This is a genomic window from Bacillus sp. TH13, from assembly GCF_016651175.1.
GTDB lineage: Bacteria > Bacillota > Bacilli > Bacillales > Bacillaceae_G > Bacillus_A > Bacillus_A thuringiensis_S.
This window is the reverse complement of the sequence record NZ_JAEKEJ010000025.1, coordinates 2705176-2720924: the sequence shown is the minus strand read 5'-3', so window position 1 is coordinate 2720924 and position 15749 is coordinate 2705176. Positions and strand designations below refer to the sequence as shown.

Below are 15749 nucleotides of genomic sequence, written 5' to 3'. Positions count from 1 at the left end.
TAAAAAAGAGGACGCAGATTGCGTCCTCTTTTTTATAAATCTTTCACTCGTAATACACGCATTGCATTTAACACTGCAAGTAGTGTCACACCAACATCTGAGAAAACAGCTTCCCACATTGTTGCAATACCAAAGGCACCAAGTAATAAAACGATCCCTTTTACACCTAAAGCAAAGATGATATTTTGCCACACTATACTTCTTGTGCGTTTTGCAATTTTTACAGCGGTCGCAATTTTTGAAGGCTCATCAGTCATAATAACGATGTCTGCCGCTTCAATTGCTGCATCTGATCCTAAACCACCCATCGCAATACCAACGTCTGCACGGGCTAATACTGGTGTATCGTTAATACCGTCACCAACGAAGGCAATTTTTTCTTTTCCGTGCTTCACTGCATCAATTTTTTCAATCTCTTCTACTTTTTGTTGCGGTAGTAATTCCGCATGAACTTCATCTAATCCTAATTCTTTACCGACAGCTTCACCCACTGGTTTTGCATCACCAGTTAACATTACTGTCTTTTTAATACCTAGTTCTTTTAACTTTTGAATCGCTTGTTTCGAATCCTCTTTTACCTCATCAGAGATAACAATATAACCTGCATATTTTCCATCTACAGCAACGTGAACTAATGTACCTACTGTTTCTGGTTGTTTAAATTCAATATTTTCTTTTCTCATTAATTTTGCATTACCTGCAAAAATTTCTTTTCCTTGTACTTTTACGACTGTACCGTGACCAGAAATTTCGTTATAATCATCGATTATTTTTTCATCAATTGATTTTCCATATGCCTTTCGAATAGATTGGGCAATTGGATGATTAGAATACACTTCAGCAAATGCCGCATACTCTAATAACTCCTCACTTGTAGTACCTTCGCTCGGTTCCATTTTTGTAACTTTAAAAACACCTTTTGTTAATGTTCCTGTTTTGTCAAAAACAATATATTTCACATCATTTAAAGCTTCTAAATAGTTACTTCCTTTTACTAAAACCCCACTTTTAGATGCACCACCGATACCTCCAAAGAATCCAAGAGGAATGGATACAACTAGCGCACATGGACAAGAGATTACTAAGAACACTAAAGCTCTATAAATCCACTCAGAGAATGTAGCTCCTTCTAAAATAAGTGGTGGAATAAACGCCATGATCGCCGCTGTAATAACTACAACTGGAGTGTAGTAACGCGCAAATTTCGTAATGAAGTTTTCTGTTGGTGCTTTTTTACTGCTTGCATTTTGAACTAAATCTAAAATTTTCGATACAGTTGATTCACCGAATTCTTTTGTAACTTCAACTGTCAATACACCATTTTGGTTCACAAAGCCACTTAATACATCATTTCCAACTTCAACTTCACGCGGCACAGATTCACCAGTTAATGCTGAAGTATCTACCATTGATGTTCCTTCAATTACTTTTCCGTCTAATGGTACTTTCTCACCTGGCTTAACGATAATATAATCGCCAATTTGTACATCTTCTGGTGATACTTGTTTCGTTTCATTTCCAACCTTTATATTTGCATAATCAGGACGAATATCCATTAATGAAGTAATTGATTTTCGAGAGCGGTTTACCGCAATGCTTTGGAATAGTTCTCCTACTTGATAAAATAGCATTACTGCTACAGCTTCCGAATATTGCTGAATTGCAAAAGCTCCTACAGTTGCAATTGCCATTAAGAAGTTTTCATCAAATACTTGGCCACGAGTTATGTTTCTTACCGCTCTCCAAACGATATCTCCACCTATTAATAAATAAGCAAGGACGAATAACGGAATTGTTACCATTTGTGGTAAACCCGCTAATGCAGCAATTGCTGCCAAAATTCCGCCGACCACTAATCTCCCTACCATCTTTTTCACATTTGCTTCACCATGATCGTGACTATGTCCGTGGTCATGACCGTTCTTCTCTTCACGAACAACTTTCACATCTGGCTCTAATTTTTGAACGACATTTGTTATATTTGCTACAGTCGCTTCTAGTTCTCTTTTATTCGCAACTTCTACTCGTAGTTTCTTCGATACGAAATCAACAGTTGCTTCTGAGACAGCTGGCATTTCCTTAACTTTATTTTCAATTTTCATTGCACAGTTCGCGCAATCTAAACCTTCTAATATAAATACTTCTTTAGCAATTTTATTTTTTTGTTCTTCTTGCACTTTAATATGCGGTTCTAATTTTGTAACGAGTTGTTTTGCTTCCGTAACAACTTCGTTTTCTTTATTTTGTGCTGTTTCTAAGATCATTGTCTTTGTTGCGAAGTTTACAGAGCAAGAATTTACTCCTTCTATATTCCCAACACCTTTTTCAATTTTCATTGCACAGTTCGCACAATCTAAACCTTCTAACATCAATTTCTTTTTCACTAATGCTTCAGCCATCGTTCTCCCTCCTCGCGTTCTTTTTATTCTTCTTCGTTTACGTGTTCAAACGCTTGCTCGAAGATATGAATTACATGCTGATCAGCTAACGAATAATAAACAACCTTTCCTTCTTTACGATTCTTTACAAGTTTCGCTTGCTTTAACACACGAAGCTGATGCGAAATAGATGATTGTGTCATTCCTAATAAATAAGCTAAATCACAAACGCACATTTCAGCTTCAAATAGCGCATGTAATATTCTCGTACGTGTACGATCACCTAATACTTTAAATAGTTCTGCTACTTTACTTAAACTTTCATCAGTTGGAATTGTTTGTTTTACTTGCTCAACAACTTCTTCATGAATTATTGTTTGAGAACATGTCTCTTGTGGTGTTTCTACTTTATTTCCAGCCATTATAGCTCACCTCTTTAATTAAACATATGAACAATCATTCATATATCTTATACTTTTATTATATGAGTACCTGCTCATATGTGTCAATGAAATCTGAATTTTTTTTATGAACATTTTAATAAGGCATATACATATTTTCCGCATCCTCTATATTCTCATACAAAAAAGGATGTACAAGTCGCACACCCCTTTTTACTTACTTTTCATTTTTCACCGCATCCACAATTAAAGAAACAAATCCTAACTGATTATCCCGATTTCTATGGTCAAAACGTTTTGATCTATAAATAAATCCACCTTTCTCATTCCAATCATTATAGTGAAACTTACCCTTCTCATCACAGTATTCTAAGAGCCTCACTTGAAAACCTGCTGATTTAAACATGGACGTGATTGTTTTATAGTTATGAACAATTTTATGATTTGCTGCAGGATGATCTAATGGACCAGGTCCACCTATTTGTACCCCTTGCTGATATTCTTCATCTGGAAAAAATGCATCTGGTACTGCACAACGAATATATCCATTCTCCATTAAAAACTCATAACAAATTTTTGCAGCTTCAATTCCTTCTTCATATGATAAATGCTCCCATACATGTTCTGCCAAAATTATTGATAAAGAATTAGGTTGAAATTTATCCCGCATTAACGGGTAGTAAGACCCCCACCTCAAAACTCAGAGAGAGCAAAGAAGTTAGGTGGGGGATCAACTCCCCGTAAAAGCCCGATTGGTTCAACTAATAATCAGTGGGGGATGAAGAAACCCCCCACTGATTAAAGTTTCACTTTATCAAGCCAAGTTTCTCTTCGTACTAAATTTAATTCTTCTTCATTCGTATGTATCCAACCAGGGTTATTATTATAACCCTCTGCTCCAACAACAATTTTCGTTTCTTCCATTTTGCTCCCACCCCTTTTTTCATATTCCGACATAAAAATTCAACAAAGTAATATATGTTCCCTTCATTTCAACAAAAGAAAAAGCCTTGCGCGCTCCCTAGACGCACAAGGCTTACTGTGTTATATCCCTTTAATTAGCTTGATCTAAATTATCCTGCGAACTTCTATCGTCTTTTAAATGACTATGTTTTTTCGAATAAACAAAGTATACAACTACTCCAATTGCTAACCAAATACCAAAGTATATCCATGTTGTTAACGGTAAATTTACCATTAAGAATAGACAACATGCAATTGAAATAATCGGTAAGATCGGTACAAGTGGTACCATAAATCCACGTTGTAATTTCGGATGCGTTTTACGAAGAATGATAACAGTTACACCAACCATGGCGAATGTTAATAACGCTCCAATATTCGCTAAATTCGACAATTCTTTTAAATCGATAAATCCAGCAATTAAAGCACTACCAATTCCTGTTAACCAAACTGAAAATGTTGGCGCTTCAGTCTTCTTGTTAATTTTCGCAAAAGATTTTGGTAATAAACCGTCACGGCTCATTGCGAAGAATACACGTGTTGTCGCATAAATGTAAGCGAAAATTACAGCCATAATACCAATTACAGCTCCAATTGCAATTACACCAGCCACTTTATCTTGTCCTACAACTTCTAACACATATGCCATAGCTTCAGGTACATCTAATTCCTTATAAGAAACCATACCTGTCATAACGAGACAAACTACAACATAAATGATTGTACAAATAACTAACGAAGCAATAATACCAATTGGTAGATCACGTTGCGGATTTTTTACTTCTTCAGCAGAAGTTGCTAATGCATCAAATCCTAAGAAAGCAAAGAATACTGCTGCTCCCCCTGCGAACACTCCACTTAAACCGTAAGGTGCAAATGGTATCCAGTTTTCTGGTTTCACGTAGAATACACCAACTGCAATGAATAAAACAACAATACCAATTTTAATTAATACCATTATGTTATTCACACGCTTACTTTCTTTCGTACCTCGTGATAATAACCAAGTTATCACTAACGTAACGATAACTGCTGGTAAGTTTACCATACCACCTTGCGCTGGAATCGTTAGCAACGCTTTTGGAATTTCAAGTCCCAGTCCACTCACTAAATTATTGAAATAACCTGTCCATCCGCCAGCTACTGCGGCAGTCGTTACGACATATACGGATAACAATGTCCATCCCATTAAATGAGCAACAAACTCACCAATTGTTGCATATGAATATGTGTACACACTACCTGAAACAGGAAGTGTAGATGCAACTTCTGCATAACATAATGCTGCAAATCCACAAACAATTGCTGCAATCATAAATGAAAAAATAACTGCTGGACCAGCATCTCTTGCTGCTACTAATCCAGTTAATACTAGAACTCCTGTACCAATTATCGCACCAATCCCTAGCATTGTTAGGTCAAATGCCCCTAGCGTTTTCGTCAAAGTTTTACTTTTACTTTCCCCTAACAATTGCGTAACGGATTTCTTTTTAAATAGGTTGGCCACGATGTATGCCCCCTTTTACTAAGAAGAGCTAAGAGGTATTATCTCTTAGCTCTTATCATGTTGTATTATATATTGTTCGATTTTGTTTTGTATAATGCTTCTATTAGCAAGATACTGTTTCTGCTTCTAATAATTCTTTAGCACCTTTGTACTCTACACCGTGAGCTTCTGCAACTGCTTCAAATGTTACATAGCCATCTAATGTGTTAATACCTTTTAATAATGCAGAGTTTCCTAGGCAAGCTTCTTTGTAGCCTTTGTTAGCAATTTGTACTGCATATGGTACTGTTACGTTTGTTAATGCAAGAGTTGATGTACGTGGAACCGCACCTGGCATGTTTGCAACTGCATAATGAACAACGCCGTGTTTTTCGTAAGTTGGGTTATCATGAGTTGTAATACGGTCAGTTGTTTCGAAAATACCACCTTGGTCAATCGCGATATCTACAACAACAGAACCTGGTTCCATTGATTTAATCATTTCTTCTGTTACAAGTTTTGGCGCTTTTGCACCTGGGATTAATACTGCACCAATTACAAGATCAGACTCTTTAACAGCTTCTGCAATATTGTAAGGATTAGACATTAAAGTTTTTACTTGGTTTCCGAAAATGTCATCTAATTGACGAAGACGTTCTGCGCTTAAGTCGATGATTGTTACATCCGCACCTAGTCCAACTGCAATTTTAGCAGCATTTGTACCAGCTTGTCCACCACCGATGATTGTTACTTTACCACGTTTAACTCCTGGAACACCTGCAAGTAAGATACCTTTACCGCCTTTGTTTTTCTCAAGGAATTGCGCACCAATTTGTGCAGCCATACGACCAGCTACTTCACTCATAGGCGCAAGTAATGGTAATGAACGGTTTTCTAATTGTACTGTTTCATATGCGATAGAAACAACTTTTTTCTCGATTAAAGCTTTTGTTAATTCTGGCTCTGGAGCTAAGTGTAAGTATGTGAATAAGATTAAGCCTTCACTGAAGTGTTTGTATTCGCTTTCAATTGGTTCCTTAACTTTCATAACCATTTCCATGTTCCAAGCTTCTTCAGCTGTATCAACAATTTTTGCTCCCGCTTCAACATACTGAGCGTCTGTGAAACCAGATCCTAAACCTGCACCCTTTTGAATGAATACTTCGTGATTGTTACGAATTAAATGTACAACACCTGCTGGTGTCATTGCCACACGGTTTTCGTTGTTTTTAATTTCTGCTGGTACCCCAATACGCATAATGAAATGCCCCCTTATAATTAACAGAAAAAAGAGATTCTTTTTTCTTTTTGTAATAATTAATAACTTATGTCCTTATTCTAGCATAACTTAAAAGTTATGAAAACGCTAACATACCATTTTTATAAAGTTTATATATTTAGAATAGTGTAAATATATAAAACATTGATTCTATTAGGGGTTTCGTGACATCCCATTATCTTTCACTCAATTTTTATTATACTTCTTCAAAATAAACAGTAATCATTTATTATTTGACAATAATGTAACAATGTAAAAAACTAAGCGATAATGTATACATATACAGTTATTACTTTACTTAATACTTTAGAGATATATTCTTTTCACAAAAAAACAGCTGCTAGCATTTAGCTAGCAGCTGGATAACTTATAAATAATTTTGAAAACAAGTCATCTGTCGTTTCAGTAATTTTATCAAACAGACCACTTTCTTCCGCTTCTTGCTCTTTTAACATCTTAATTGTTTCACGTGCATCTTCAGGGTAATCGGTTATGATACCATCTACGTTTAACTTATAATATGCCTTTAAATTTTCCATATCATTTACTGTCCATACGTAAATTGGTTTGTTTAACTTCCTTGCTTCTTTTACTAATTTCTTATTTAACATATATTCTTCTGCTACGTAAAAGTCAGCCTTCACATTCTTTAAGTTAGCTCTACTTGCATACAATATATACCCTACTTTTATATCTGGATTTGCACGCTTAAACTCTTTAATAAGCGGATAGTGTAACGTTTGAATTACACATTGCTTCTCGAATTCATTATCTTTAATTGTTTTTAAGACTTTGTTTACAAAATCTTTTTCGCCCCCATGAAGCTTCACTTCTATATTAAGTTTGATTTTGCCATTTGCTAGTTTAATGATTTCATCAAGTGTACTTATTTGTCCTGAAAGTCCATCTTGACTAAGGGTAAGCTGGCTTAACTCAGCCATCGTTAAATCTGACACATGCACATTGGCATTTGCGAGACGTTTCAGCTTCAAATCATGTATAACCGCTAGTTCACCGTCTTTCGTTTGTAATACATCTATTTCAGCATAGTCTGCTTTTGCATCAATAGCACCTTGCACAGCTTCTTTCGTATTTTCTACGCCTTTTGATATATACCCGCGGTGCGCCATAATAATTGGTTCTTTATACGAATTTGAAATAAACGTTACAATGAAGGCAACAACCATTCCAGCAGTAATAATCCCCACAATATATACGCCAAGAAATTTCCAACGATGTTTTTGGAAGAAACATTTATCTGCTTTCGTTTTCGAATAATCTAACCCTTCTTCTAATAAAACATCTTCAACCGGTACCTTTTGTAAGTATAATCGCGTAATCGCCATAATATAAAATGGCGTCACGATAAAACTAAATAAATACAATGTACTCGTTAAAAATACAGAAATCGTTGATTCAGCTAATAATGCAAATGTTCCTTTCGGGTTTGTAAATTCATAAACACCCCATAGGCACAATAAATACATTCCCAAAAATACGACATATACAATTCCAATTGAAATAAAAAATCCTACTAAAAAAAATAGTACTTTAAAAAAGCTTTCCTTTACTAAAGTTGCACTTTTACGTGCTGCCACGCGAAATGGTTTTTGCTCTAAAACAACAATAGGTAGAACGAAAATCCATCGAAGATTCAAATACGCGACTACAGCAAAGAACGTGTAATAACCAACTTGCCCAATCGTTGTCTTAAACAGTTCTCCTGTAATAAAGTTAGGAATTTGAATTTGCGGGATTAATGCCGTTTCATATCCCATATTTAAAAGAGGCAACAATACGACAGCATATAAAATAAATCCTGGTAAGCAATATGTGAAAAGAGTAGGTAAATACGTTACCGTTTTATATAAAATCGGACGTAATTTCACCTTCTGTCTTTTATGAGCGAAATACGAAATAATAATAAGCACCGCAAATTCCGTAAAGATAAGAAACAGTGCTAGCAATGACAAAATCACGATTGCTAAGATGCCATAAGGCGTCTTTAAAAACGCTAATAATTCATCATTTGTCGCATTTGCATAACCACCAAAATACAATAACTTATTAAAAATGATTCCAAATAGTGGAACAAACACAATCGCTGCTAATAATTTATAAGCAAGTTGAAAAGTTAATACATTCCAAAAAGCAAATTTAACTGTTTGAAAGGAATGTCTCATTACTCCTGGTATAGATAGTTTTTTACGGTGTTGCATATATTCCTCCAAATTCTAAAACGGTATTTGAGATGGATTCCACATTTCCAGTTCTAATCCATCTTTTTAATAATAATATATTCCACTTAACATGAACACTCTTATACATATAATGAAAAAAGTGATGGCTACTTCCCATCACTTTTTCATTTATTCTATTTTTTCTCTAACCCTTGTCCAAATGCTTTCAAGAAGCTAAAACCGAATGTAATAGCTCTATTGATATCTGGATCTTTTAATACTTTAAAGAAATCCATCACTTTTGTTTTTTTACCACTATTTAATTCGTCTGTTGCAAATTGCAATCCTGTAACTAAACTTGACGTAATTTGCTTCGTTATTTCTGGGTCAACTGAAGATAACGCTTCTCCTGCCCCCATCATATTATTTAACGCATTTTTAACGGGTTCACGATTTAATTGCTCCACAGCGATTTTTGAAACATCTTCCTTCGCAACAAGTAAACTAATTGCCGCATCTAATATACCAGCCTTCTGCAACTGTGCTAAAAGCTGCATCGTTTCTTCTACTGCTTCACGATTATTAGATAGCTCATTTAGAAGTTCATCTGCTACTTGCTGTTTCTGTTCTTCCTCTGTTACAACTTTCTTTTTAATTATAGTAATTTCTTTCGCCACTATCTCTGCCCCCTAGTCCACAAGTGATACGTATTGTTTTCTTTGCCATTTTTGCTCGATTTCAACACCGTTTTGCGGATTACGCTTTTTATCTCTCGGGTTTGAAGATGGTAACGGACGATTCCCTTTTTCACGTAGTACACGCATCTTTACCATCGTTTGTTTGTACGCTGGTGTACACGTATAAAGATCTGTCGCCGTTCCAGTTAAAATATTGATTGCCTCTTCATTTACCGTTGCATGCATCGGTAAATATAGCTCTTTCCCCGTTACACGATCTGTAACAAGTGCCTGTACTTTAATTTTCCCAAATGGTGATGCTAATTCTACAAGACCACCATCTTTCACATTACGCTCTAGGGCAAGTTCCGGCGAGATTTCAACGAAAACTTCAGATACTTTAGATAAAATACCAGCCGATTTATTCGTCATATTCCCTTCATGGAAATGTTCTAACATACGACCATTATTTAAAAGTAAATCATACTCATCTGGTGCTACAACTGGTGGTACCCATTCATCTAATGATAGACGAGCTAGTTTATCCGGGAAGTTAAATCCGTCCACATATAATAGTGGTGTATCGCTACCATCATGGCTACCCCAACATAAACTATTCCATCCTTCTAAACGATCGTATGTTGCCTGAGAATATAAAGGTGCAAGCGATGCAATTTCATCCATGATTTCACTTGGATTTTCATAATTCCAGTCCCCGCCAAGTGCACGAGCTACTTTTTGTAAAATCCACCAGTCTGGCTTTGAATCACCAAGCGGCTTCAATACTTCATATAATCTTTGAATACGGCGCTCTGTATTCGTAAATGTTCCCTCTTTTTCTAAGCTTGGTGCTGCCGGTAAAATAACATCAGCAAAACGAGCTGTTTTCGATAAGAACATATCTTGAACAACAAGGAAATCTAAATTCGCTAAAATATGTTGTACATGGTTGGCATTCGAATCTACTAAAGCCATTTCTTCACCCATAACATACATACCACGCAGTTTTCCTTCATCTGCCGCAAGTAACATTGCAATATTATTTAAGCCTGGTGCTTTCGGAATTGTAGTACCGTATGCTTTTTCAAATTTCGCACGGAGCGCATCATCTGAAACTGCTTGGTAACCTGGAAGCCAGTTTGGTAATGTTGCCATATCACAAGCGCCTTGTACGTTATTATGTCCGCGTAATGGATATGCTCCTGCACCAGGACGACGATAGTTACCCGTAACAAGCAATAGATTTGAAATTGCTGCTGAAGTTGTACTTCCTCCAGTATTTTGAGTTACACCCATTCCCCAAAGTACACAAGTACCATCTGCTTCATATACCATACGAGCCATTTCTTTCAGGTTTTCTTTCGAAATACCCGTAATTTCTTCTGTATAATCCAGCGTATACTTTTCTACCATTTTGCTATATTCATCAAAATTCTTCACATTTTCAGCTATGAACTTTTTATCGTGCCAATCTTGATCAATAATATATTTCGTAATACCAGCGAGCCATACGTAATCAGTTCCTTGGCGCGGATGAATGAATAAATCTGCACGCTCTGCCATTTCATGTTTACGAAGGTCCGCCACAATTAATTTTTGGTCATGTAATTTATGAGCACGTTTTACACGCGTCGCAAGTACAGGATGTCCTTCTGTTGGATTTGCTCCAACGATAATGACAAGACCCGCTTCCGCAATATCTTTCACTGTTCCAGCGTCCCCGCCCATACCGACAGTTTTAAATAAACCGTCTGTTGCTGGAGATTGACAATAACGGGAACAGTTGTCTACATTATTCGTTCCATATATTTGACGGGCTAGTTTTTGCATAAGATAATTTTCTTCATTCGTTACTTTTGAAGAAGAAATAAATCCAAATGCATCACTGCCATATTCTGATTTAATATGCTGCATATTGGATGCAACAACTTCAAGAGCCTCTTCCCATGAAGCTTCAACAAACATATCTCCTTGGCGAATTAATGGCTTTGTAATACGATCTTCACTGTTTACAAAATCCCATCCAAACTTGCCTTTTACACATGTGGAAATACCGTTAACCGGCGCATCTGAAACAGGCTGTACTTTCAAAATGTGGCGGTCTTTCGTCCATACTTCAAATGAACAACCTACACCACAAAATGTACAAACTGTTTTTGTTTTATTCACTTTCGTCTTACGCATCGCAGCCTCTACTTCTGAAACAGCTAAAATACTACTATATCCAGGCTCTACATCCTTCACAAAATCAATCATCGGATCTAACACATCCGTTTTCAATCCAGTCATGAATCCAGCTTCACCCAGCATTGTTTTTTCCATTAACGCATTACATGGACATACTGTTACACACTGCCCACAACTTACACAAGATGAGTCATTTATACTTACACCATTGTCCCATATAACACGTGGACGGTCTAAGCTCCAATCAATTGATATAGTTTCATTCACTTGTAAGTTTTGACATACTTCTACACACTGCCCACAAGCAATACATTGATTTGGATCATATCGATAAAATGGATGTGACATATCCACTTCACACGCACTTACTTTCGGCTCATACGGATATTTCTGTTCCTCAATTCCCATCATATGTACTGTATTGTGGACTTTACAGTTACCATTATTGTTATCACAAACGGTACAATACAATAGATGATTCTCTAATATTCGATCCATTGCCTCAGTCTGTGCCTCTTTTGCACGCTGGGACTGTCTTTCGATATGCATACCGTTCTCTAATTTCGTTGAACAAGCACGCAATAACTTTCCATTTACTTCTACAATACACGTATCACAAGTTTGAATTGGATCTACTTCTGGTACATGACAAATTTGAGGATGTTCCAAATTACTCTCGTTAAATAATTGTAGTATCGTCTTTTCACCTGATGCAGAAAATTCTTTACCATCGACGGTTACACGGACTGTCTGTTCTGCCATAGTTTCCCCTCTCCTTACAACCAACTGTACAACACAATTATGAATCCGTTTTCAAAATCGCATTACTGTACATATTTTTGAAACGCTCTACCCAAATACTTTCTTATGAAGTCGATTCTAGATGTTATAAGGTATAACTACGAAAGCTTGAAAATATCACTATTCTACAGTTCTATTATATCGTACATATACAATAATAACCAAAATAATCTGTGATCTTCTTGCTAATAGGTGTTTTTATTTTTCCATTGTTTTATGATAAATGTGGGAGAGAAATACATATAAAAGGGGAATTAAATATGGGGCCTACACAAGAGACTTATACAATTGTACGCTATCAATCTGGTACATTTTCAAAACAACTTGATGAGATTGTTACAGAATCTCCTATTACTATTAAATTGAATGGTGAAGAATATGTAACAGTCGTATGCACACCAAATTATATTGAAGATATGGTAATTGGTTTTTTAATTTCTGAGGGGATTATTTCTTCCTATAAAGATGTTGAAGAAATATGGGTTCAAAAAGATAACGGAATTGTCCATGTAAAATCATCAAAAGTGAATCCGCTCTATCAAACTCTATATAATAAACGATACATCACTTCTTGCTGCGGAAAAGGTAGACAAGGGTTTATTTTCGTAAACGACGCAGCAAAAGCAAAAGACTTACATGATATACATGTAAAAATTACTCCTGAAGAATGCTTTCACTTAATGAATACCTTGCAACAATCTTCTACTACATTTCGCCAAACTGGCGGTGTTCACAATACCGCGCTATGTGATCGCAACAATATCCTCCTATCAAGAATGGATATTGGAAGACATAATGCATTAGATAAAATATATGGTCATTGTTTGCGTAACGATATATCCATTAAAGGAAAAATCATCGCATTTAGCGGACGTATTTCATCCGAAATTTTACTCAAAGTTTCAAAAATCGGCTGTGAAATTGTTCTATCTAAATCCGCTCCAACAAAACTGGCATTGCAACTTGCCCATGATTTAGGCATTACAGTCGTAGGGTTTATTAGAAATGAATCTTGTAATATTTACACACATCCAAAACGAATTGACGGCTATCAATCCAATGTTTAAAAAATAACTCCTCAATGAGGAGTTATTTTAGTTATAAAAATGTAACATATTAAACACTTGAATAGTTAATAAAGTTAATATATAATTTCATTACATAATTAAAACAAAACATTGTAGCATATATCTTTTCATTCTTTTACAAATTAAAAGAGAATACTAACAAAACATATACTCAATCTTATAAAAGTAATGGATTTATTTGAAATCCACCAGGGAGGTTACAACTATGGAAATTCGCTTATTAACAACAGAGGATGCAGAAATATATTTAAAAGTTTGTATGGAAGGTTTAACGAAGAATCCGGAAGCTTTTAGCTCTTCTTATGAAGATGTTCTTAAACATGAAGATCCTGTGGCTGCTATGGCTAAACGATTAAGCAATCCGGATAAGTATACTCTAGGTGTCTTCAAAGATAATGATTTAATTGGTATCGCTACTCTAGAAACAAAACCATTTATTAAACAAGAACATAAAGCAAAAATTGGCTCCGTTTTTGTTTCCCCAAAAGCACGTGGTCTCGGAGCAGGACGAGCTCTCATTAAAGCAATTATTGAAAATGCCGATAAATTACATGTAGAACAACTTATGCTCGATGTTGTAGTTGGTAACGTTGGTGCCAAAAAACTATATGAGTCATTAGGTTTCCAAACTTACGGCGTACAAGAACGTTCATTAAAACATAACGGTCAATATTGGGACGAGGAACATATGGTTCTGTTCTTAAATGATTAATACTTCAATATAAAGTGAAACTTTACTCAGTGGGAGATTTTTCCATCCCCCACTGAGTATTAGCTGAACCAATCGGGCTATTACGGGGTAGTTTTCCAAAAGCATCTTTCTTAATAAGAAAGATGTTTTTTTGCATTACAACAATGTAATCTTCATGTCACCTTTATCGATCGTGCCAATCCTTACCATTCATTATACTAAAAATATAAAGTGAAACTTTACTCAGTGGGGAACCACATCTCACACTGATCCAATGTACTTGATATGTAGAGGAGAATGTGACATGAAACAAAACAAACGAGCTATGCTTTTAATATTTACTACAGCGATTATAACTTCTGGATTAGCAATTTTACCTTGGTTTATCATATAGAAATACTCCCTAACAATGAAAAAAGCTGATTGCTTCTTAAGAAGCAATCAGCTTTTTTATTTTATAAAATCCCTAAAATTTTATTTACACAACTTATAATAATAACCATAGATACGGCAACACACATGACAACCGTATTACGATCTTGCTTTTCTTTTTTTGAAATTTCTTCTTTTGGATTCATGTGTATGATCTCCTTTAAAAAAAGTGTGAGATAGGAAATTTTTCTTATCCGATGCGAGGTGAATACGAAAACCCTCTCTATCTCACATACACAATAGAATGGAATTGTCATTTTATAAATAAAATGACATGACGTTATGTCGCAACATAGGGTATTTTGTGTCGCTACGTTTTTTATTATAAAAAATAGTTGTGCAAAACTAGTGCATTTTTTATGTCAATTACTCCGAGCGAAAAAATCATCCCTCCATTCAATCACATAAAAAGAGTTTTTTATTATTTTCATGTAAACTATACAAGTAGAATGAACAGTTTGGGGTGCACAAGATTATGGTAAAAATTTTATTAGTAGACGATGAAGAACGTATGTTACGATTATTAGATCTATTCTTAAGCCCTCGCGGCTATTTTTGTATGAAAGCTACCTCTGGCCTTGAAGCACTAAAATTAATCGAACAAAAAGAATTCGATATTATTTTATTAGATGTTATGATGCCGAATATGGATGGATGGGATACTTGCTATCAAATTCGTCAAATTTCTAACGTTCCTATCATTATGTTAACAGCTCGCAACCAAAACTACGATATGGTGAAAGGCCTCACGATGGGCGCAGATGATTATATTACAAAACCATTTGATGAGCATGTATTAGTCGCACGAATCGAGGCTATATTACGCCGTACAAAAAAAGATGGCTTTGTTAGTTTCAATGGTATTGAGTGGGATAAAACGAAACATACCGTCACAGTGTACGATGAAAAAATCTCGCTAACTCCTATCGAATTTTCGTTACTCGGACTATTTTTGCAAAATACAAACCGTGCTTATAGCCGAGATGATTTAATCGAAAAAATTTGGGGCTATGAAACAGATATCGAATATAGAACAATTGATTCACACATTCGTAATATCCGTGATAAACTACGCAAAAAAGGATTTCCGATTGAAGATTACCTAGAAACGGTCTATAAAGTCGGATATAAATGGAAAAGTGAATAATTACTTCGGTCAGTGGGAAATCGTATACCACTGACTCTT

General features: G+C 35.5%; 12 protein-coding genes and 1 pseudogene. 3 read left to right on the top strand and 10 right to left on the bottom strand.

Going from position 1 to position 15749, the window contains the following annotated elements:
• Positions 1-32: 32 nt before the first annotated feature.
• From JFU02_RS22475 to fdhF, 9 genes and pseudogenes are all read right to left on the bottom strand, one after another.
• Positions 33-2399 carry a heavy metal translocating P-type ATPase gene (locus JFU02_RS22475; RefSeq protein WP_097960642.1) on the bottom strand — a complete coding sequence of 789 codons (2367 nt, stop codon included), beginning with the start codon at positions 2397-2399 and terminating at the stop codon, positions 33-35.
• A gap of 23 nt (positions 2400-2422) precedes the next feature.
• Positions 2423-2800 (bottom strand): ArsR/SmtB family transcription factor, encoded by a 378-nt coding sequence (locus JFU02_RS22470; RefSeq protein ID WP_000918378.1) that lies wholly within the window; start codon positions 2798-2800, stop codon positions 2423-2425.
• A gap of 196 nt (positions 2801-2996) precedes the next feature.
• Positions 2997-3443 (bottom strand): annotated as a pseudogene (locus JFU02_RS22465) (class I SAM-dependent methyltransferase); the annotation flags it as partial.
• Between the two features lie 134 nt (positions 3444-3577).
• Complete coding sequence (locus tag JFU02_RS22460; RefSeq protein WP_374213786.1) at positions 3578-3703, bottom strand: hypothetical protein; 126 nt, start codon at positions 3701-3703, stop codon at positions 3578-3580.
• 130 nt (positions 3704-3833) lie between these two features.
• Entirely contained in the window at positions 3834-5249 is a 1416-nt protein-coding gene (locus JFU02_RS22455; RefSeq protein WP_001284898.1) for an amino acid permease, read from the bottom strand.
• A gap of 103 nt (positions 5250-5352) precedes the next feature.
• Complete coding sequence (ald, locus tag JFU02_RS22450) at positions 5353-6486, bottom strand: alanine dehydrogenase (protein ID WP_001219742.1); 1134 nt, start codon at positions 6484-6486, stop codon at positions 5353-5355.
• A gap of 368 nt (positions 6487-6854) precedes the next feature.
• Positions 6855-8726 carry a glycerophosphoryl diester phosphodiesterase membrane domain-containing protein gene (locus tag JFU02_RS22445; protein WP_086407043.1) on the bottom strand — a complete coding sequence of 624 codons (1872 nt, stop codon included), beginning with the start codon at positions 8724-8726 and terminating at the stop codon, positions 6855-6857.
• A 155-nt stretch (positions 8727-8881) separates the two neighbouring features.
• A complete protein-coding gene (locus JFU02_RS22440) occupies positions 8882-9364 on the bottom strand; it encodes a helical membrane plugin domain-containing protein (RefSeq protein WP_001040508.1) in 483 nt (160 codons plus the stop codon).
• A 12-nt stretch (positions 9365-9376) separates the two neighbouring features.
• Positions 9377-12313 carry a formate dehydrogenase subunit alpha gene (gene fdhF / locus JFU02_RS22435; protein ID WP_061666975.1) on the bottom strand — a complete coding sequence of 979 codons (2937 nt, stop codon included), beginning with the start codon at positions 12311-12313 and terminating at the stop codon, positions 9377-9379.
• A gap of 299 nt (positions 12314-12612) precedes the next feature.
• Here fdhF and fdhD point away from each other — a divergent pair, with 299 nt between their 5' ends.
• Positions 12613-13419 carry a formate dehydrogenase accessory sulfurtransferase FdhD gene (fdhD, locus tag JFU02_RS22430; protein WP_000529229.1) on the top strand — a complete coding sequence of 269 codons (807 nt, stop codon included), beginning with the start codon at positions 12613-12615 and terminating at the stop codon, positions 13417-13419.
• A gap of 226 nt (positions 13420-13645) precedes the next feature.
• Complete coding sequence (locus JFU02_RS22425) at positions 13646-14152, top strand: GNAT family N-acetyltransferase (protein ID WP_000405877.1); 507 nt, start codon at positions 13646-13648, stop codon at positions 14150-14152.
• Positions 14153-14586: 434 nt separating this feature from the next.
• On the opposite strand, the gene JFU02_RS32505 is transcribed toward JFU02_RS22425, so the two are convergent.
• The gene (locus JFU02_RS32505; RefSeq protein WP_001068392.1) at positions 14587-14709 is read right to left on the bottom strand and encodes a hypothetical protein; all 123 of its coding nucleotides are present in this window, start codon (positions 14707-14709) and stop codon (positions 14587-14589) included.
• Between the two features lie 329 nt (positions 14710-15038).
• On the opposite strand from JFU02_RS32505, the gene JFU02_RS22420 reads away from it, so the two are divergent.
• On the top strand, positions 15039-15710 hold the full coding sequence (locus JFU02_RS22420; RefSeq protein WP_000238956.1) for a response regulator transcription factor: 672 nt from the start codon (positions 15039-15041) through the stop codon (positions 15708-15710).
• Positions 15711-15749: the final 39 nt, after the last annotated feature.